This window comes from Streptomyces rishiriensis (assembly GCF_030815485.1).
Classification (GTDB): Bacteria; Actinomycetota; Actinomycetes; order Streptomycetales; family Streptomycetaceae; genus Streptomyces; species Streptomyces rishiriensis_A.
The window spans coordinates 94,720-117,083 of record NZ_JAUSWV010000002.1; the positions used below are offsets into that span (position 1 = coordinate 94,720).

The 22,364-nt window shown below is 70.8% G+C and carries 3 protein-coding genes and 1 pseudogene; all 4 read right to left on the reverse strand.

The window, feature by feature from the left end; genetic code table 11:
• Positions 1 to 9: 9 nt before the first annotated feature.
• The gene (locus QF030_RS02710) at positions 10 to 2,784 is read right to left on the reverse strand and encodes a type I polyketide synthase (RefSeq protein ID WP_307161028.1); all 2,775 of its coding nucleotides are present in this window, start codon (positions 2,782 to 2,784) and stop codon (positions 10 to 12) included.
• Complete coding sequence (locus QF030_RS02715; RefSeq protein ID WP_307161029.1) at positions 2,706 to 5,645, reverse strand: type I polyketide synthase; 2,940 nt, start codon at positions 5,643 to 5,645, stop codon at positions 2,706 to 2,708. Before QF030_RS02715 ends, QF030_RS02710 begins: the two co-directional genes overlap by 79 nt.
• A gap of 39 nt (positions 5,646 to 5,684) precedes the next feature.
• A complete protein-coding gene (locus tag QF030_RS02720; RefSeq protein ID WP_444875798.1) occupies positions 5,685 to 16,751 on the reverse strand; it encodes an SDR family NAD(P)-dependent oxidoreductase in 11,067 nt (3,688 codons plus the stop codon).
• Positions 16,748 to 22,009 (reverse strand): annotated as a pseudogene (locus QF030_RS02725) (type I polyketide synthase); the annotation flags it as partial. The pseudogene QF030_RS02725 and the gene QF030_RS02720, both read right to left, overlap by 4 nt.
• Between the last annotated feature and the right edge of the window lie 355 nt (positions 22,010 to 22,364).

Here is a 22,364-nt window from a genome sequence, read left to right on the forward strand (position 1 = left end):
GCCGCAAGGTCACTTGTCTCCGAGCGCCAGCTGCACGAGGTCGTCGACGTTCAGATCGGCGATCGCGGTCTCATCATCGGCGTCGTCCAGCATGCCGATCGGCGGTTCGTGGTCATTGAGTTCAACCAGCCTGACCAGGGCGTCCAACACTCCAGCCGCCCGGAACCGGGCGAGTGGGAGCAATGCGAGCCCGCGCCGCAGCCGTGCCTCGTCCACGTCCGGGCCGGCCGTGACGCCGTCGGGGAACACTTCGCGGTGGAGATAGCGGGCGAGGGCGAGCGGGTTGGGGTAGTCGAAGACGATGGTGGCGGCGAGCTTGAGGCCGGTGGCCCCACGAAGGCGGTTACGCAACTCGACCGAGGTGAGCGAGTCGAACCCGGCGTCCTTGAACGCCGTCTCCGCCCCGACCTGCGCGATACCGGCATGACCGAGGACCATCGCCACATGACCACGGACGAAATCGAGCAGCAACGCTTCCTGCTCCTGTGGTGTGAGCCCTGCAAGCCGGGCAGCAAGGCCGCCACCGCTGTCCCCCGCCCCTGCCTGCCTGTCTCCCGCCCGTGCCCGCCGCCGTCCGCCCTGCACCAGACCACCCAAAAGCCCTGGGAGACCCCCGCCGGCCACGGCATCAGCACGCAGCCTCCGCAGATCCAGCTTGATCGGCACCACCAGGGCTGCGGGAACCCGCAAGGCCGCGTCGAACAACCCCATTCCCTCGGCGGGAGCGATAGGCAGGATGCCGCCACGGCTCATACGAGCCTGGTCGGTCTCGCTGAGGTGAGCGGTCAATCCGGCGGCCTGCTCCCACAGGCCCCAGGCCATCGAGACACCGGGCAGGCCCGCCGCCCGCCGCCGGTGAGCCACCGCGTCGAGATAGGCATTGGCCGCCGCGTAATTGCCCTGCCCCGCCGAACCGATCAAACCCGACGCGGAAGAGAACACCGCGAACACCGACAGGTCCATGTCCCGCGTCAGCTCGTCCAGATGACCAACGGCCATCACCTTCGGCCCGAACACGTACGCCAACCGTTCCGGCGTCAACGCGCCGATCACACCGTCGTCCAACACACCGGCGGTGTGGACAACACCGGTCAGCGGACGCTGCGCCGACACGGAACCCAAAAGCGCGGCCACCGCATCCCGGTCAGCGACATCACACGCCGTCACAGCCACCGATTCGGCACCCAACTCGCCAAGCTCGGCAACCAGCTCCCGCGCCCCCTCGGCCGCCAGACCACGCCGGCTGACCAGAACCAGATGCCGCACACCGTGCTCAGCCACCAGGTGCCGGGCGACCAGCGCGCCCAGCGAACCGGTACCACCTGTGACCAGAACCGTCCTCTCAGAGTCGAAGACGGCGGGGACATCAGAGATGCCGGGGACGGCGGCACCGGTCGTGTCACGGACCAGACGTGGCGCGGACAACACCGTGCCCCGCACAGCGACCTGGTGCTCGCCGGCAGCGAGTACAGCGGCGAGGACCGGTCCCATTTCGACGCCGGTGACGTCGAGGCCGGAGTCGGCAGCGGTGTCGAGGAGAACGATCCGGTCGGGGTTCTCGGTCTGGGCAGCCCGCACCAGACCCCACACCGCGGCACCGGCCGGGTCCGTGACGTCAGCGTCGCCGCCCGCGGGCACCGCACCCTTGGTAACCACCACCAGCTTGCCGCTCTCGAAAGCCGGGGCCACCAGCCACGCCTGGAGCACACCCAGCGCCCTGCCCGTCAGGGCGAGCACCTCATCGGCATCGTCAGCCCCCTCCCCGCAGGCCTCCAGGACGGCCACGGCCGGTGCGTCGACGGCCAGGGCGGCCACATCGTCGGCGGTGGCGACCGCTGCCCATGACGGCACCAACTCCGGAATCGGGGCAGGCACGGGCAGTTCGGCCCACTCCACCCGGAACAGGGAACCATCGTCGCCCGCCGCACCGGCCACCGCCCCCAACCGCTCGGCGGAGACCTCCCGGAACACGAGCGAGTCCATGGTCAGGACAGGTTCGCCGGTCTCGTCGGCCGCCTGCAACGACAGCACGTCCGGCCCGGAAGACACCAGACGCACCCGCAACGCCGAAGCACCAGCCGCATACAACGCCACGTCGTTCCAAGAAAACGGCAGCACGGTTCGCGACCCACCCGCTCCGTCAGCAACCTCGTCCGGCCGAACAAGCCCCCTGGCGTGCAGAGCAGCGTCAAACAGCGCCGGATGGATACCGAACCTGACGGCGTTGTCCCGCTGCTCGTCGGGCAGGACGACCTCCGCGAAGACCTCCTCACCCCGCCGCCACACCGCACGCAGACCCCGAAACGCCGGACCAAACGCATACCCGCGATCAAACATCTCCTCGTAGAACCCGGCGACATCGAGCGGCACCCGCTCAGCGCCGGCCGGCGGCCAGACCGAGACGTCAAAGCCGGCCATGCCCATACCCCCGCCCAGGTCCGCCCCCAGCCGGCCCGTGGCGTGACGGGTCCACACGTCACTGTCGTGATCCCCGGCGGTGTCCTCAGACGCCGAGTACACCGTGACAGCACGGGCACCGTTCCCCTCCAGGCCACCGACCGCGACCTGGACACGGACACCGCCCTGCTCCGGCACCACGAGCGGCGCCTCGATCACCAACTCCTCCACCACACCGCAACCGACCTCGTCACCGGCACGAACCGCCAGCTCGACCAGACCCGTCCCCGGCACAAGCACAACCCCGCTCACCGCATGATCCGCCAACCAGGGATGCGTCCGCAGAGACAGCCGGGAGGTACACAGGACACCACCGGTCTCCGGCACACCGCCACCACCGCACCCAGCAACGGATGATCAGCACCCGCCTGACCAAGCGCGACAGCATCGACAGCAGGAGTGGAACGCAGCCAGTAATGCTGATGATCGAAGGCATACGTGGGGAGATCGACCTGGGTGGCGGCGGCACTGGCCGGGAGAACACCCGCCCAGTCGAGGGGGACGCCCTGGACGAAAAGCTCGGCCATCGAAACCAGCAACCGGCCCAGGCCGCCCTCCTCACGACGCAGCGAACCACCGACCACGACACGAGACCGGACCATGTCATCCGCCTCGTCCACGATCTCGCTGACCGGCTGGACCAGAACCGGGTGAGCGCTCGACTCCACGAACACCGAGTAACCCTCACCCAGCAGGTCGGCGATCGCGGGACCGAAACGGACCTGGCTACGCAGGTTCCGGTACCAGTACCCGCCGCCCAGGACACCCGCGTCCTTTACCCACTCACCCGTCACCGTCGAGTAGAAAGGAACCAGCGGTGCCTGAGCACGGATGTCGGAGAACGCCTCGCCCAGGACCTCCTCGATCGCCTCGACGTGCCGGGTGTGGGAGGCGTAGTCCACCGCCACCCGGCGCACGCGGACGCCATCCGCCGCAAGGACATCGAGGGCTTCGGCGAGGGCTTCGGCATCACCGGCGATCACCACCGACGTGGGACTGTTGACCGCCGCCACCTCGATTCGATCGGCCCACCGCTCGATACGTTCGGCCACTTCGGTCTCGGACAGCGCCACCGACGCCATACCACCCCGGCCCGCCAGACTGCCCGCGATGACCTGGCTGCGTACCGCCACCACCTGGGCAGCATCCTCAAGCGACAACGCACCCGCTACACACGCGGCCGCGATCTCACCCTGCGAATGACCCACCACCGCATCCGGCACCACACCCACCGACGCCCACACCGCAGCCAGACCCACCATCACCGCGAAACTCGCCGGCTGCACCACATCCACCCGCTCCAGCAGCGCAGCCGGAACATCCCCCCGCAACACATCCACCAACGGCCAGTCCACCCACCCCTCGAGCGCCGCCGCGCACTCAGCGATCCGCTCCGCGAACACCGGTGAGGAATCGAGGAGTTCACGGCCCATGCCCACCCACTGCGAACCCTGACCGGGGAACACCAGCACGGTCCGCCCCGCGACCGCGGCCGACGACAACCCGCCGGTGACCACACCAGCACGGGACTCGCCCCGCGCCAGCGCCTCCAGACCCGCCACAGCCTCACTCCGCGAACCGGCCACCACCACCGCCCGCTCGGACAACATCGCCCGCCGAGCGACCAACGCACCCGCCGCATCCGGCAGCGACACCTCACTGGAGTCCACAAAGGACGCCAACCGACCGGCCTGGCCCGCCAGGGACCCGGCAGTCCTCGCCGACACCACCAGCGGCACCACACCGTCGCCGACGTCCACCATCGACTCAGGCACCGACTCAGGCACCGACTCCACCGGCGTCACGGGCTGCTCTTCCGGGGCCTGTTCCAGGATCAGGTGCGCATTCGTCCCACTGACACCGAAGGACGACACACCAGCGCGGCGTGGCCGGCCGGTGTCGGGCCACTCCCGCGACTCGGTCAGCAGCTCGACCGCGCCCGCGGTCCAGTCCACCTTCGCCGACGGGGCATCGACATGCAGCGTGGGCGGCATGACCCCGTGCCGCAGCGCCTGCACCATCTTGATCACACCAGCCACCCCCGCCGCCGCCTGGGCATGACCGATGTTCGACTTCAACGACCCCAGCCACAACGGCCGGTCCTCGGGCCGGTCCTGCCCGTAAGTGGCGATCAGCGCCTGCGCCTCGATCGGATCACCCAGAACCGTCCCCGTCCCATGCCCCTCCACCACATCCACATCCGCCGGCGAAAGACCCGCATTGGCAAGCGCCTTACGGATCACCCGCTGCTGCGACGGACCGTTCGGCGCCGTCAGACCATTCGACGCGCCGTCCTGATTCACCGCGCTGCCACGGATCACCGCGAGCACCCGATGCCCACGCCGCCGGGCCTCCGACAACCGTTCCAGAACCACCACCCCGACGCCCTCGGCCCAACCGGTGCCGTCCGCGGCGTCTGAGAACGCCTTGACCCGGCCGTCGACGGCGAGGCCGCCATGGCGCGAGAACGCCACGAACGCCCCCGGCGTCGCCATCACCGTGGCCCCGCCCGCCAGCGCCAGCGAGCACTCCCCCTGCCGCAGCGCCTGCGCCGCCAGATGGATCGCGACCAGCGAGGACGAACACGCCGCGTCCACCGTCACCGCCGGCCCCTCAAAACCGAACACATACGACACCCGACCCGAGGCCACACTCGTCATCGCCCCCGTGCCGATAAACCCTTCCAGTTCCGCCGCGCTGAAGCCGTACCCCTGTTCATAGACGCCGGAGAACACCGCGACCTCTTGGCCCTTCAACGTCCCCGGGTCGACCCCGGCCTGTTCCAACGCCTCCCACGAGGTCTCCAGCAGCAACCGCTGCTGCGGATCCATCGCCAGCGCCTCACGCGGCGAGATCCCGAAGAAACCCGCGTCGAACTCCGCCGCGTCATACAGGAACCCGCCCCGGGGCACGTAGGGGGTGTCGGCCTGGCCCGGGACGGAGTCGAACAAGCCCTCCAGATCCCAGCCACGATCAGACGGAAAACCGGACATACCGTCCCGGCCCTCGCTGACCAGCCGCCACAAATCCTCCGGACCCGCCACACCACCGGGCAGACGACACGCCATACCCACAAGCGCAACCGGCTCCGACTTCTCGGCCTCAAGCTCCAGCACACGCTGATGGGAACGGCGTGCCTCTGCGAGGGTCCGCTTGAGATAGTCGCGAAGCTTGCTTTCATCTGCCATCGGGGTTCAGCTCCTAGAGGCTGTGACAGTCGGCGGTTGCTAGTTGCCGAACTCGGTGTCGATCAGGTCGAAGAGCTCGTCGTCCGAGGCGGCATCGAAGTCGAGCTCCTCCTCAGCGGGCGGGGTTCCGTTCGCCAGCGACCAGGAGGCCAGCAGGCCCTGAAGCCGGGCTGTCACTTGGGCGCGGACCGAGTCGTCGGCGAGCGTCTCGGCCAAGGTGGCATCGAGCCTGCTCAGTTCAGCCAGCAGCGGATGCGTTCCGGCCACGGATTGCGTTGTGATCCCGAGTTCGCGGTGGAGATGGCGGGCGAGGGCGAGTGGGTTGGGGTAGTCGAAGACGATGGTGGCGGCGAGCTTGAGGCCGGTGGCCCCACGAAGGCGGTTACGCAACTCGACCGAGGTGAGCGAGTCGAACCCGGCGTCCTTGAACGCCGTCTCCGCCCCGACCTGCGCGATACCGGCATGACCGAGGACCATCGCCACATGACCACGGACGAAATCGAGCAGCAACGCTTCCTGCTCCTGTGGTGTGAGCCCTGCAAGCCGGGCAGCAAGGCCACCACCGCTGTCCCCCGCCCCTGCCTGCCTCTCTCCCGCCCGTGCCCGCCGCCGTCCGCCCTGCACCAGACCACCCAAAAGCCCTGGGAGACCCCCGCTGGCCACGGCATCAGCACGCAGCCTCCGCAGATCCAGCTTGATCGGCACCACCAGGGCTGCGGGAACCCGCAAGGCCGCGTCGAACAGCTCCATTCCCTCGGCGGGGGTGAGGGGCAGGACACCGCTGCGGCTCATGCGGGCCTGGTCGGTCTCGCTGAGGTGGGCGGTCAGGCCGGTGGTCTGCTGCCACAGGCCCCAGGCCATCGAGACGCCGGGCAGGCCAGCGGCCCGCCGGTGGGCCATGAGCGCGTCGAGGTAGGAGTTGGCGGCGGCGTAGCTGCCCTGGCCGGCGGAGCCGAGCAGAGCGGCGGCGGAGGAGAAGACGGTGAACGAGGCGAGTTGCGGGGCGAGTTCGCGGGTCAGCTCGTCCAGGTGGCGGACGGCGGTGACCTTCGGGGCGAAGACTCGTTCGATGCGTTCCGGTGTCAGCGCGCCGATCACTCCGTCGTCCAAGACGCCGGCGAGGTGGACGACACCGGTGAGCGGGTGCTCGGCGGGCACGGCCGCCAGAAGGGCCGCCACCGCGTCCCGGTCGGCGACATCGCACGCGGAGACCGTCACCACCGCGCCCGACTCGCCGAGTCCGGCAGCCAGTTCGGCCGCGCCCTCCGCGTCGGGACCGCGGCGGCTGACCAGCAGCAGGTGCCGCACACCGTGCTCAGCCACCAGGTGCCGGGCGACCAAGACGCCCAGGGAGCCGGTGCCGCCGGTGACCAGGACGGTGCCCCCAGGAGCGAAGGCGTACCCACTCCCGGTCTTGCCCTCGGCACCAGCGCCGGCGTCGGCGTCGGCGTCGGCGTCGACAGCGGGCTCGGTCTCGACGGCGGCCGCGCGTACCAGACGCGGGACGGACAGGACCGTACCGCGGACGGCGACCAGCGGCTCCGCGGTGGCGAGCACGGGCCCGAGGACGGGACCCGCTCCGGCGGAACCGGCGGGGTCGAGATCGACGAGCACGATCCGGTCGGGATTCTCGGCCTGGGCAGCCCGCACCAGACCCCACACCGCGGCACCGGACGGGTCCGTGACGTCAGCGTCGCCGCCCGCGGGCACCGCACCCTTGGTAACCACCACCAGCTTGCCGCTCTCGAAAGCCGGGGCCACCAGCCACGCCTGGAGCACACCCAGCGCCCTGCCCGTCAGGGCGAGCACCTCATCGGCATCGTCAGCCCCCTCCCCGCAGGCCTCCAGGACGGCCACGGCCGGTGCGTCGACGGCCAGGGCGGCCACATCGTCGGCGGTGGCGACCGCTGCCCATGACGGCACCAACTCCGGAATCGGGGCAGGCACGGGCAGTTCGGCCCACTCCACCCGGAACAGGGAACCATCGTCGCCCGCCGCACCGGCCACCGCCCCCAACCGCTCGGCGGAGACCTCCCGGAACACGAGCGAGTCCATGGTCAGGACAGGTTCGCCGGTCTCGTCGGCCGCCTGCAACGACAGCACGTCCGGCCCGGAAGACACCAGACGCACCCGCAACGCCGAAGCACCAGCCGCATACAACGCCACGTCGTTCCAAGAAAACGGCAGCACGGTTCGCGACCCACCCGCTCCGTCAGCAACCTCGTCCGGCCGAACAAGCCCCCTGGCGTGCAGAGCAGCGTCAAACAGCGCCGGATGGATACCGAACCTGACGGCGTTGTCCCGCTGCTCGTCGGGCAGGACGACCTCCGCGAAGACCTCCTCACCCCGCCGCCACACCGCACGCAGACCCCGAAACGCCGGACCAAACGCATACCCGCGATCAAACATCTCCTCGTAGAACCCGGCGACATCGAGCGGCACCCGCTCAGCGCCGGCCGGCGGCCAGACCGAGACGTCAAAGCCGGCCATGCCCATACCCCCGCCCAGGTCCGCCCCCAGCCGGCCCGTGGCGTGACGGGTCCACACGTCACTGTCGTGATCCCCGGCGGTGTCCTCAGACGCCGAGTACACCGTGACAGCACGGGCACCGTTCCCCTCCAGGCCACCGACCGCGACCTGGACACGGACACCGCCCTGCTCCGGCACCACGAGCGGCGCCTCGATCACCAACTCCTCCACCACACCGCAACCGACCTCGTCACCGGCACGAACCGCCAGCTCGACCAGACCCGTCCCCGGCACAAGCACAACCCCGCTCACCGCATGATCCGCCAACCAGGGATGCGTCCGCAGAGACAGCCGGGAGGTACACAGGACACCACCGGTCTCCGGCACCGCCACCACCGCACCCAGCAACGGATGATCAGCACCCGCCTGACCAAGCGCGACAGCATCGACAGCAGGAGTGGAACGCAGCCAGTAATGCTGATGATCGAAGGCATACGTGGGGAGATCGACCTGGGTGGCGGCGGCACTGGCCGGGAGAACACCCGCCCAGTCGAGGGGGACGCCCTGGACGAAAAGCTCGGCCATCGAAACCAGCAACCGGCCCAGGCCGCCCTCCTCACGACGCAGCGAACCACCGACCACGACACGAGACCGGACCATGTCATCCGCCTCGTCCACGATCTCGCTGACCGGCTGGACCAGAACCGGGTGAGCGCTCGACTCCACGAACACCGAGTAACCCTCACCCAGCAGGTCGGCGATCGCGGGACCGAAACGGACCTGGCTACGCAGGTTCCGGTACCAGTACCCGCCGCCCAGGACACCCGCGTCCTTTACCCACTCACCCGTCACCGTCGAGTAGAAAGGAACCAGCGGTGCCTGAGCACGGATGTCGGAGAACGCCTCGCCCAGGATCTCCTCGATCGCCTCCACATGCCGGGTGTGGGAGGCGTAGTCGACTGCCACCCGGCGCACGCGGACGCCATCCGCCGCAAGAACCTCCAGTGCCTCGTCGAGAGCCTCGGCATCACCGGCGATCACCACCGAGGACGGACCGTTGACCGCCGCCACCTCGATTCGATCGGCCCACCGCGCAAGACGCTCGAGCACCTCAGCCTCAGGCAGCGCCACCGACGCCATACCGCCGCGGCCCGCCAGATCGCCCGCGATGACCTGGCTGCGTACCGCCACCACCTGGGCAGCATCCTCCAGCGACAACGCACCCGCTACACACGCAGCCGCGATCTCACCCTGCGAATGACCGACCACCGCATCCGGCACCACACCCACCGACGCCCACACCGCAGCCAGACCCACCATCACCGCGAAACTCGCCGGCTGCACCACATCCACCCGCTCCAACAGCGCAGCCGGAACATCCCCCCGCAACACATCCACCAACGGCCAGTCCACCCACCTCTCAAGCGCCGCCGCACACTCAGCGATCCGCTCCGCGAACACCGGCGAGGAATCGAGGAGTTCGCGACCCATGCCCACCCACTGCGAACCCTGCCCCGGGAACACCAGCACGGTCCGCCCCGCGACCGCGGCCGACGACAACCCGCCAGTGACCACACCAGCAAAGGACTCGCCCCGCGCCAGCGCCTCCAGACCCGCCACAGCCTCACCCCGCGAACCGGCCACCACCACCGCCCGCTCGGAGAGCAGTGCCCGTCGTGTCATCAGCGTCGCCGCCACGGCGTCCAGCGGCGCGGTCTCAGCCGTCTCGGACGTCTCCGCCGTCTCGAGGAACGAGGCGAGGCGTGCGGCCTGCCCTGCCAGGGATGCCGTCGAGGCGGCGGACACGACCAGCGGAACCATTCCGGCGGTCGATGCGGCCGGCGCCGCGGGCTGCTCCTCCGGTGCCTGTTCCAGGATCAGGTGCGCGTTCGTGCCGCTGATGCCGAAACTGGAGACGCCGGCGCGGCGCGGCCTGCCCTCCTCCGGCCAAGCGCGGGCCTCGGTGAGCAGTTCGACCGCGCCCGCCGTCCAGTCGACCTGGGGCGTCGGCTCCGTCACGTTGAGCGTGGGCGGCATGATGCCGTGTCGGAGCGCCTGCACCATCTTGATCACGGCGGAGGCGCCGGCCGCGGCCTGCGTGTGACCTACGTTGGACTTGAGCGAGCCCAGCCAGAGCGGGCGCTCCGGGTCCCGGTCCCGGCCGTACGTGGCGAGCAGGGCCTGCGCCTCGATGGGGTCGCCGAGCTCCGTGCCGGTGCCGTGCGCCTCCACGACGTCGATGTCGGCCGCGGCGAGGCCACCGTTGGCGAGCGCCTTGCGGATGACCCGCTGCTGCGAGGGCCCGTTGGGGGCGGTCAGGCCGTTCGAGGCGCCGTCCTGGTTCACGGCCGAGCTGCGGACGACCGCGAGCACCCGGTGGCCGCGCCTGCGGGCCTCCGAGAGGCGTTCCAGGACGACGATGCCGACGCCCTCGGACAGGATGGTGCCGTCGGCACCGGCCGAGAACGCCTTGACCCGGCCGTCGGCGGCGAGGCCGCGCTGGCGCGACATGCCGCGCAGGCCGATCGGTGAGCCCATGACGGCGACACCGCCTGCGAGGGCGAGCGAGCATTCGCCCTGACGCAGTGACTGGGCAGCGAGGTGGATGGCGACGAGGGACGAGGAGCAGGCCGTGTCGACGGTCACCGCGGGGCCCTCGAAGCCGAACACGTACGACACCCTGCCGGAGGCCACGCTACCGGCGGTGGCCGTCGTGACGAAGCCTTCGAGTTCGTCGGGCATGTTGCTGAGGGACTCGACGTAGTCGTGGATGGAGACGCCCGAGAAGACACCGATGTTGTCGCCGCGCGCGGAGAGGGGGTCGATGCCGGCCCGCTCCAGGGCCTCCCACGAGGTTTCGAGGAGGAGCCGCTGCTGTGGGTCCATGGCGAGCGCCTCGCGCGGCGAGATGCTGAAGAAGCCGGCGTCGAACTGGGCGGCGTTGTGCAGGAATCCGCCCTTGTGGATGTAGGTCGTGCCGGGCTTATCGGGGTCGGCGTCGAACAGGCCGTCGAGGTCCCAGCCGCGGTCGCCCGGGAGGGCCACCATGCCGTCGCGGCCCTCGGCCACGAGACGCCAGAGGCCGTCGGGGTCGTCGACGCCGCCGGGCAGTCGGCAGGCCATGCCGACGATGGCGATGGGCTCGTCGGGCTCGGCGGGGACGGTGGGGGTGGCGGTGGCACCCGCCGTGTCGTCGCCGAGCTCCTCGCGCAGGTATCGGGCGAGTGCCACCGGGGTGGGGTAGTCGAAGATGAGGGTGGCGGGGAGCTTGATGCCGGTGGCGGCGCTGAGCCGGTTGCGGAGTTCGACCGCGGTGAGCGAGTCGAAGCCGATGTCGCTGAACCCTCGTGTGCCCTGGGCGAGTTCGGCGGCGTTGAAGCCGAGGACCGCGGTGGCTTCGGCCTGCACGATGCCGAGGAGGACGGCTTCCTGTTCGGCCTCGGGCAGTCCGGCGAGGCGCCGGAGCAGGTCACTGCCGTCGCCTGCGCCGGCGCGTGCGAGGCGGCGGCCACTGCGCACCAGGCCGCGCAGCAGGTGCGGGACGGTGCCGCCGGAGGCCGCGTCGGCACGCAAGGACCGCAGGTCGAGCTTGATCGGTACGAGCAGGGTGTGTTCGGCTCGCAGGCCGGTGTCGAGCAGGGCGAGGGCCTCGGCGGGGGTGAGGGGCAGGACACCGCCACGGCTCATGCGGGCCTGGTCGGTCTCGCTGAGGTGGGCGGTCAGGCCGGCGGCCTGCTGCCACAGGCCCCAGGCCATCGAGACGCCGGGCAGGCCAGCGGCCCGCCGGTGGGCCATGAGCGCGTCGAGGTAGGAGTTGGCGGCGGCGTAGCTGCCCTGGCCGGCGGAGCCGAGCAGAGCGGCGGCCGAGGAGAAGACGGTGAACGAGGCCAGTTGCGGGGCGAGTTCGCGGGTCAGCTCGTCCAGGTGGCGGACGGCGGTGACCTTCGGGGCGAAGACTCGTTCGATGCGTTCCGGTGTCAGCGCGCCGATCACACCGTCGTCCAAGACACCGGCGAGGTGAACGACACCGGTGAGCGGGTGCTCGGCGGGCACGGCCGCCAGAAGGGCCGCCACCGCGTCCCGGTCGGCGACATCGCACGCGGAGACCGTCACCACCGCGCCCGACTCGCCAAGTCCGGCAGCCAGTTCGGCCGCGCCCTCCGCGTCGGGACCGCGGCGGCTGACCAGCAGCAGGTGCCGCACACCGTGCGCGTCGACCAAGTGCCGGGCGACCAAGACGCCCAGGGAGCCGGTGCCGCCGGTGACCAGGACGGTGCCCCCAGGAGCGAAGGCGTAACCACTCCCGGTCTTGGCCTCGGCACCAGCGCCGGCGTCGGCGTCGGCGTCGGCGTCGACAGCGGGCTCGGTCTCGACGGCGGCCGCGCGTACCAGACGCGGGACGGACAGGACCGTACCGCGGACGGCGACCAGCGGCTCCGCGGTGGCGAGCACGGGCCCGAGGACGGGACCCGCTCCGGCGGAACCGGCGGGGTCGAGATCGACGAGCACGATCCGGTCGGGATTCTCGGCCTGGGCAGCCCGCACCAGACCCCACACCGCGGCACCGGCCGGGTCCGTGACGTCAGCGTCGCCACCCGCGGGCACCGCGCCCCGGGTCACGACGACGAGAGGTACGGCGTCCAGGGCAGGTGCGGCGGCCAGCCACGCCTGGACCACGGCCACGACGCGGGTGGTGAGGCCGAGCGGGTCCTCGCCGTCGCCGGTCGTCGCCGTCAGGACGGCGACCGGCGGCAGGGTCTCGCGGGCGGCGAGCGCCGTCACGTCGTCGACGGTGGCGAGAGGCGCCCAGGAGGCGGGGGCGGCGGCGCCCTCGGGGGCGGGCAGCGGGGTCCACTCCACGCGGAACAGCGAGTCGCGGCTCTCCCGGCCGGCCGCGCCGTCGCCGAGCTGCTCGGCGGTGACCGGCAGGGATACCAGCGAGTCCATGGTCAGGACGAGGTCGCCGGTCTCGTCGGCGGCCTGGAACGAGAGCGCGTCCGGGCCGCTCGGGGCGACTCGTACGCGCAGGGCGGAGGCGCCCAGGGCGTGCAGGACGAGACCGTTCCAGGCGAACGGCAGAACTCTGCGGTCGTCGTCGGGGTTGGCGAAGGCGTTGGTGTGCAGGGCGGCGTCGAGCAGGGCCGGGTGGATGCCGAACCGGTCGGCGTTCTCGCGCTGCTCGGGCGGCAGGACAGCCTCGGCGAACAGTTCGTCGCCGCGGCGCCACACGCCGCGCAGGCCTTGGAAGGCCGGACCGTAGGCGTATCCGCGGGCGGCCAGATCCGAGTAGAAGTCGTCGATGGCGACGGGCTGCGCGCCGGCCGGGGGCCAGGCGGCGAAGTCGACGGCGGGCGTCGTCCTGTCGGCCCAGGCGGCGTTGGAGAGCAGGCCGGTGGCATGCCGGGTCCATCCCCCCTGGCCCGCCTCGTCGGAGGTCTCCTCGCGGAGGGAGTAGACATCCACGGTGCGCGAGCCGTTGGGGCCGGCGCCGCTGACGGCGACCTGGATTCGGACGCCGCCCTGCTCGGGCAGCACGAGCGGTGACTCGATGACGAGTTCCTCCAGGACACCGCAGCCGAACTCGTCGCCGGCTCGGACCGCCAGATCGACGTAGATGGTTCCGGGTACGACGACCGCGCCTGCGATGGCGTGGTCCGCGAGCCACGGGTGGGTGCGCAGGGAGAGTCGGGAGGTGAGGACCAGACCGTCGGACTGTGGCAGCGGGACCACCGCGCCGAGCAGCGGGTGGTCGGTGCCGCTCAGGCCGAGCGAGGCGGCGTCGTCGGCGGTGCCGGTCAGCTGGATCCAGTAGTGCTGGTGGTCGAAGGCGTATGTCGGGAGGTCGATGCGGCCAGCGTCGGCTCCGGCCGCAAGGACGCCGCTCCAGTCGACGTGGACGCCTCGGACGAAGAGCTCGGCCATCGAGGTGAACAGGCGGCGGGAGCCGCCGTCTTCACGGCGCAGGGAGCCGGTCACGACGGCGTCGGCCTCGGCGCGGACCACGATCTCGCTGATCGGCTGGACGAGGACGGGGTGGGCGCTGGACTCCACGAACACGGTGTGGCCGTCGGCCAGGAGGTCAGCGATCGCGGGACCGAAGCGGACCTGCCGGCGCAGGTTGCGGTACCAGTAGCCGCCGTCGAGGACACCGGCCTCGCGAATCCACTCGCCGGTCACGGTGGAGAAGAACGGCACGGCAGGAGCCTGGCTGCGGATGTCGGCGAAGGCCTCGCTCAGGATCTCCTGGACGGCTTCGACATGCCGGGTGTGCGAGGCATAGTCGACTGCGATGCGGCGCACGCGTACGCCCTGGTCCTCCAGCGCGTCGATGGCCTCGTCGAGGGCTTCGGCGTCACCGGCGATCACCACTGACACCGGACCGTTGACCGCCGCGACCTCGATCCGGCCGGCCCACCGCTCCAGACGCTCGACGGCCTCTGCCTCGGACAGCGCCACCGACGCCATACCGCCACGGCCCGCCAGACGTGCGGCGATGACCTGACTACGTACGGCCACAATGCGAGCAGCGTTCTCCAGGGACAGCGCGCCCGACACGCACGCGGCAGCGATCTCACCCTGCGAGTGACCGACCACCGCATCCGGCACCACACCGACCGACGACCAGACGGCGGCAAGGCCGATCATCACAGCGAAGCTCGCAGGCTGCAGCACATCCACGCGCTCCAGGAGTTCGGCCGGAGCATCCCCTCGCAGCACGTCCACCAGCGACCAGTCGACCCACCGCTCGAGCACCGCCGCGCACTCAGCGATCCGCTCCGCGAACACCGGTGAGGAATCGAGGAGTTCGCGGCCCATGCCGGTCCATTGCGAACCCTGCCCCGGAAAGACGAGCACGACCTTTCCGGCCCCGCCCGGCGTCGACGCGCTGCCGACGGCCACCGCGCGTGCGGCCTCGCCGCGCGCCAGCGCGCCCAGGCCCGCCAGCGCTTCCTCGGGCGAGTCGGCCACGACGACCGCGCGCTCGGCGAGCGTCGCCCGGCCGGTGGCCAATGCGGCCGCCACGTCGGCGAGTGCGACCATGCCGGACGTCTCGACGAACGAAAGCAGACGCTCCGCCTGGCCGGTGAGCGAGGCGGCCGTGGCCGCCGACAGCACCAGCGGCACCACGCCGTCGACCGCTGGAGCCGAAGAGGGGCCGGAGGCAGTTTCTGCGGCGGGCTCTCCTTCCAGCGCCTGCTCCAGGATCAGGTGGGCGTTCGTACCGCTGGCACCGAACGAAGACACACCGGCCCGGCGCGGCCGGCCCGCCTCTGGCCACGCACGGGCCTCCGTCAGCAGCTCCACCGAGCCCGCCGTCCAGTCCACCTGCGAAGTGGGGGCGTCGACGTGCCGGGTGGCGGGCATGACACCGTGCCGCAGCGCCTGCACCATGTTGATCACTGCGGCCACGCCGGAGGCGGCCTGGGTGTGGCCGATTACCGACTTGACCGAGCCGAGCCACAGCGGCCGGTCGTCCGACCGGTCCTGGCCGTACGTAGCGATCAGGGCTTGCGCCTCGATCGGGTCACCAAGAACGGTGCCGGTGCCGTGGCCCTCGACCATGTCGATGTCGGCGGTGGTGAGGTCGGCGCTCTCCAGCGCCTTGCGGATGACGCGCTGCTGCGCGGGTCCGTTGGGCGCCGTCAGGCCGTTGGAAGCGCCGTCCTGGTTGAGGGCGGAGCCGCGGATCACCGCGAGGACCCGGTGTCCGTTGCGGCGTGCCTCCGACAGCCGCTCGAGCAGGATCACACCTGCGCCTTCGGCCCAGCTGGAGCCGTCCGCGCAGGCCGCGTACGACTTGCAGCGGCCGTCGAAGGCGAGGCCGCGCTGCCGGGCGAAGCCGACGAACCCGCCGGGGGTCGCCATCACGGTGGCGCCGCCGGCCAAGGCCATGGAGCACTCGCCTCGCCGCAGTGCCTGGGCGGCCAGGTGGATGGCAACCATGGAGGAGGAACACATGGTGTCGACGGTGACGGCGGGGCCTTCGAGGCCGAGTGTGTAGGCGACCCGTCCCGAGGCGACGCCGCCCGCGGTGCCCAGGGCGCGCTCCAGGCTCAGGAAGCCTTCGAGGCCGCTGAGGTCGGGGGCGTAGTCCTGGTGGACCATGCCGGCGAACACGCCGATGTCAGTGCCGCGTACGGAGTGCGGGTCGATGCCGGCTCGTTCGAGGGCCTCCCAGGAAACCTCGAGGAGCTGCCGCTGCTGAGGGTCCATCGCGAGCGCCTCGCGCGGCGATATCCCGAAGAACGCGGCGTCGAATCGGCCGGCGTCGTGCAGGAACGCGCCCTCGCGGACGTACGTCGTGCCGGGGTTGTCCGGGTCGGGGTGGTAGAGGCCCTCCAGATCCCAGCCGCGGTCCTCGGGGAAGGTGGTGTAGACGTCGATGCCGTCGGTCACCACCCGCCACAGGTCCTCGGGGGTGCGTATGCCGCCCGCGTACCGACAGGCCATCGAAACGATCGCGATGGGTTCGGCCGAGGACTCGGAGAGACGCTGGTTCTCCTGCTGGAGCCGCGTGTTCTCCTTGAGCGAGGCACGCAGTGCGTTGACGATCTGCTCGTCCGGTGCCGTCATCTCGGTAGGTCCTCCGTCTTTGTCGCTGCCGATAAACCACATGTCGGTAAGTCGGGTGATCAGTTGGTGTCGTTTCCCAGGGCGCGCTTTACGAGGTCGGCGACGTCCATCACGTCGATCAGGTCGGCATCGTCCTCGGCGGCGGGCGTCACCGGGTCTGGCTCGGGAGTCGTCACCCCGGGGGCGGAGCCGTCCTCGGGAGCAATGAGGCTGAGCAGCTTGTCGAGAAGGCCGGCCTCCCGGAACCGGGCGAGCGGGACCTGCGCGAGGACGCGCCTCAGATCGTCCTCCCGCGTGTCCGGGTCGTCGTCGCCCGTTTCCGTCAGCAGTTCAGAGCGCAGGAAACCGACGAGGGCGTCCGGGGTCGGATAGTCGAAGATGAGTGTCGCGGGCAGTCGTAGACCGGTGGCCACGTGCAGGCTGTTGCGGAGGTTGACCGCGGCGAGCGAGTCGAAACCGACCTCCTGGAAGGACTGGAGCGGGCCGATGCTGTCCGTGCTGCTGTGTCCGAGGACGGTCGAGGCCTGTCCGCACACCAGCCGGAGCAAGAGACGGTTCTGTTCCGCCTCGGGGACATCGCGGAGGGAGTCCACCAGGGATGAGGTGATGCTGATGTTCTCGGCATCGGGCTGGGAGGCGCGCACGGCGGCGGCGGCCTCGGGCAGGTCGGCGAAGAGCGGGCTGACCCGTACAGAGGTGAACGCCGGGATGAACGCCTCCCAGTCCATGTCGACGACCGTCACGGCTTTCTCCCGCGCTTCCACCGCCTGTTCGAACGCGGTCATCGCGATCTGTCGGGTCATCGGCAGGACACCGCGGCGGCGCAGCTGCGCGAGGGTCGCCTCGTCCATGGCAGGGCCGATTTCGTCGAGGGCTCCCCAGGCGATCGAGGTAGCCGCGAGTCCTCGGCCGCGGCGCCTTTCGACCAGGGCGTCCAGGACTGCGTTGGCCGCGCCGGAGACGCCCTGGCCACCACCGCCCCAGATTCCGGCGATCGAGGAAAAGACCACGAAGGCGTCGAGCGGGGCCCCGCCGGCGTCGGTGTCGGTGTCGGTGTCGGTGAACAGTTCGTCGAGCCATATAGCGGTGTCGACCTTGGCCGCGAAGACCTCGGTGAGGTCGGCGAGGCCGGTGTCGGCGATGTTGCTGGTCCAGGCGGTGTCGGCGGCGTGCACGACGGCGGTGAGCGGTTGCTCCTCCGGGGTCTCGGCGATGAGTCGGGCGAGCGTTTCACGGTCGGCGTCGGCGCAGGAGACGACTGTCGTCTCCACCCCGGTGGCCGCGAGCTTGTCCAGCAACTCGGTGACGGCGTCGGCGGGCGCCTGAGCCGTGGTCGTGATGATGAGACGGCGCGCGCCGGACCGGGCGAGCCAGAGCGAGGCATGTGCGCCGACGGCCTCGGCGCCGCCAGTCACAAGGACTGTGCCATGAGGCTGCCAGCCGCCGTCGGCGGGCGCCTCGGGTGCGGGCTTGCGGGTGAGCCGCCTGCTGTAGACGCCGGAGCGGCGTACGGCGAGCTGGTCGTCCCCCGCTGCGCCGTTCAGCGCGCCCACGAGATACTGCGCGGTGCGGGCGTTGGCGGTTGCCGGTAGGTCGACCAGGCCGCCCCACCGGTCGGGGTGTTCAAGGGCCACGGCGCGGCCCAGGCCCCAGAGCGCGGCCTCGCCAGGATCGGTGACGGTGTCCTGGACACCGGTGTTCACCACGCCCCGGGTCAGACACCACAGTGGCCCGTCGACGCCCGCGTCTCCGAGGGCCTGAATCAGCGCGAGGGTCCTGGCGGCGGTGACAGTGGCGTCGTGCGTGCCGTCGAGGGCGAGCAGGGAGAGAACTCCTGCCGGCTCGTACTCGGCTCGGATGCCGCTCAACTGCTCGGTGAGCCCCGTGCGGGTGAGGGCAGAGGGAGCGATCTCCAAGGGCACGATGTCGAGTCCCTGGGCACCGAGTCCCGCGAGGAGCTCGGCCACCTGGGAGCCGGTCGTGGAGTCAGCCGGGAAACCGGTCGCACCTTCGATCGGGCATCCCGGCGGCAGTACGGCGAGCCAGCGGCCCGCGGGTACTCCCGACACCTCCCGGTCCAGGGGCCGCCAGGTGATGGCGTAACGGAGGCGCTCAGCGCTGAACCGCTGCTGGCGCCTGCCGCGCCAGTCCGCCAGCACCGGCACGACAGTGCGCAGGGCGTCTCGCAGACTGGCGGAGTCCGAGGCGAGCAGTCCGGCGAGCGAGTCCGCGTCGGTCTGCTCGACGGCGCTCCAGAAGTCCGCGTCGGTGTCCTCGCCCGAGGCGCCGCTGCCGTCGGCGTTATCGGCCTCCTGCAACCAGTAGTGACGTCGATCGAAGGCATACGTCGGGAGTTCGACCTGCGAGGCACCGGAACCGGCACCGGCCGGCAGCATCGCCGCCCAGTCCACAGGCACACCCCGGACAAAAAGCTCGGCCATCGAGGTGAACAGCCGGCGCAGACCGCCGTCGTCACGGCGCAGGGTGCCGCCGACGACAGCACGCAGCCGGACCGTGTCATCCGCCTGGTCCACGATCTCATTGACCGGCTGCACCAGAACCGGATGGGCACTGGCCTCGACGAACACCGTATGACCGCCGGCCAGGAGGTCGGCGATGGCGGGACCGAAACGGACCTGACCACGCAGATTGCGGTACCAGTAACCGCCGTCGAGGACACCCGCCTCCCGCACCCACTCCCCCGTCACCGTCGAGTAGAAAGGAACCAGCGGGGCCTGAGCACGGATGTCGGAGAACGCCTCGCCCAGGACCTCCTCGATCGCCTCGACATGCCGGGTGTGGGAGGCGTAGTCCACCGCCACCCGACGCACGCGGACGCCATCCGCCGCAAGGACGTCGAGGGCTTCGGCGAGGGCTTCGGCATCACCGGCGATCACCACCGAGGACGGACCGTTGACCGCCGCCACCTCCACCCGGCCGGCCCACCGCTCGATACGGCCGGCCACTTCGGTCTCGGACAGCGCCACCGACGCCATACCACCCCGGCCCGCCAGACTGCCCGCGATCACCTGGCTGCGTACCGCCACAATGCGAGCAGCGTCCTCCAGCGACAACACACCCGACACACACGCCGCGGCGATCTCACCCTGCGAATGACCCACCACCGCATCCGGCACCACACCCACCGACGCCCACACCGCCGCCAGACCCACCATCACCGCGAAACTCGCCGGCTGCACCACATCCACCCGCTCCAGCACCTCAGCCGGAACATCCCCCCGCAACACATCCACCAACGGCCAGTCCACCCACCCCTCGAGCGCCGCCGCGCACTCAGCGATCCGCTCCGCGAACACCGGCGAGGAATCGAGGAGTTCACGGCCCATGCCCACCCACTGCGAACCCTGCCCCGGGAACACCAGAACCGTCCGTCCCGCACCCACCGCGCTGCCAGTGACCAGACCGGGATGAGACTCACCCCGCGCCAGCGCACCAAGCCCCGCCAACGCCTCCTCCCCGGAGCCGGCCATGATCACCGCACGCTCGGACAACATCGCCCGCTGAGCGACCAACGCACCCGCCACGTGCGGCAGTGTGCCCGCGTTCTCCCCGACGAACGACACCAGCCGCTCCGCCTGCCCCACCAGCGAACCGGGACTCCGCGCCGACACCACCAGCGGCACCACGACGGGCGCAGCGGGCAGCTCCACGCCGCTTCCTGCCACCGGCGCCTCGACGGGCTCTTCGGGTGACTCCTCCAGGATCACGTGGGCGTTGGTGCCGCTCGCGCCGAAGGAGGAGACGGCGGCTCGGCGCGGCCGGCCCGTGTCCGGCCATTCTCGCGCCTCTCTGAGCAGTTCGACCGCGCCGGCCGTCCAGTCCACCTGCGGTGTCGGCTCCTCCACATGGAGCGTCGACGGCATGACTCCGTGTCGCAGCGCCTCGACCATCTTGATGACGCCGGAGACACCCGCCGCTGCCTGGGTGTGGCCGATGTTGGACTTCAGCGAGCCGAGCCACAGCGGACGGTCGGCGGGCCGGTCCTGTCCATAGGTGGCAAGCAGTGCCTGGACCTCGATCGGGTCGCCCAGGGATGTGCCGGTGCCGTGCCCCTCGACCATGTCGACGTCCTTCGTCGATAGGCCCGCGTCGGACAGAGCGCGCCGGATGACGCGCTGCTGGGAGGGTCCGTTGGGAGCGGTCAGGCCGTTCGAGGCGCCGTCCTGGTTGACGGCGCTGCCGCGCAGCACGGCCAGGATCCGGTGGCCGTTGCGGCGGGCCTCCGACAGGCGCTCCAGGACGATGACGCCCACGCCCTCGGCCCAGCCGGTGCCGTCGGCGGTCGAGGAGTACGCCTTGCACCGGCCGTCGGCGGAGAGACCCCGCTGGCGGGCGAACTCCACGAAGGCGTCCGGGCTGGACATGACGGTCGCACCGCCTGCGAGGGCGAGCGAGCACTCTCCGCGTCGTAGCGCCTGGGTCGCCAGGTGCATCGCCACGAGGGAGGACGAGCAAGCCGTGTCGATGGTCACCGCCGGCCCTTCGAAGCCGAACACGTACGACACGCGTCCCGACGCCACGCTCGACGAGGTGCCGGTCATCACGTAGCCCCGGGCGTCTTCGGGGATCTGCCGCAGCCGGGTGACGTAGTCGTGGTGGACGATGCCGGTGAAAACACCGATGTCACGGCCCTGGGCGGAGAGGGGGTCGATTCCGGCCCGCTCCAGGGCCTCCCATGAGGTCTCCAGGAGCAGCCGCTGCTGCGGATCCATCGCGAGGGCCTCGCGCGGCGAGATCCCGAAGAGTCCGGCGTCGAACTGGGCGGCGTCGTGCAGGAATCCGCCGACGCGGGTGTAGGTGGTGCCAGGGTGGGTGGGGTCGGGGTGGTAGAGCTTGTCGACGTCCCAGTTCCGGTCCTGCGGGAAGCCGGAGAGCGCGTCGCGCTCCTCGGCAACCAGTCGCCACAGTTCCTCGGGGGTGTTGACGCCGCCGGGCAGGCGGGTGCTCATGGCGATGATGGCGATCGGCTCGTTGGGGTCCGCGGGCACGGCAGGTCCGGATTGGACGACTCCAGCCGACAAGTTCGCGGCTTCCTCACCGAGCAGCTCGGTGCGCAGGTGGCAGGCGAGGGCGGAAGGGGTCGGGTAGTCGAAGGCAAGGCTGCTGGGGAGGCTCATGCCGGTGAAGTCGTGCAACCGGTTGCGGAGTTTGACGGCGCTGAGGGAATCGAAGCCGAGGTCCTTGAAAGGCTGCTTCTCGTCGAGGGCTTCAGCGCTGGTGTGGCCGAGAACGACGGCCGCGCTCTCCTTCACGAGGTCCAGCAGGACGCGCTGCTGTTCGGTGGCTCCGAGCGCGGCGAGCCGGTGGGCCAGCGATCCGTTCTCGGCGGCCGGACGTCCCACAACGCGTCGGACGAACGGACCGTCCTCCGTCGCCCGTGCCTCGCGAAGAGCGGGGATGCCGACCGCGGCGGCGATAGCGGTGCTGTCCATGCGGCCCAGGGTCAGTGGTCCGAGCGCGGCGACTGGTTCGCCCGTGTGGTCGGCGAGCTCCACGAGGTGGCGTCCGCCCTCCACAGGCGTGGCCCGCAGCCGCAGGGCAGTGGCGCCCTCGGCGTACACGGCCAGGTCCGCGCACATGGTGAGCTCGCGCTCACTCTCACCGGTGCGGCCGACCAGGAGGCGAAAGACGGTGTCGAGGAGTGCGGGATGGAGG

Excerpts from the sequence above, each read along its gene's own strand:
- QF030_RS02715 (WP_307161029.1), bottom strand. The coding sequence starts at position 5,645 with ATGGCAGATGAAAGCAAGCTTCGCGACTATCTCAAGCGGACCCTCGCA.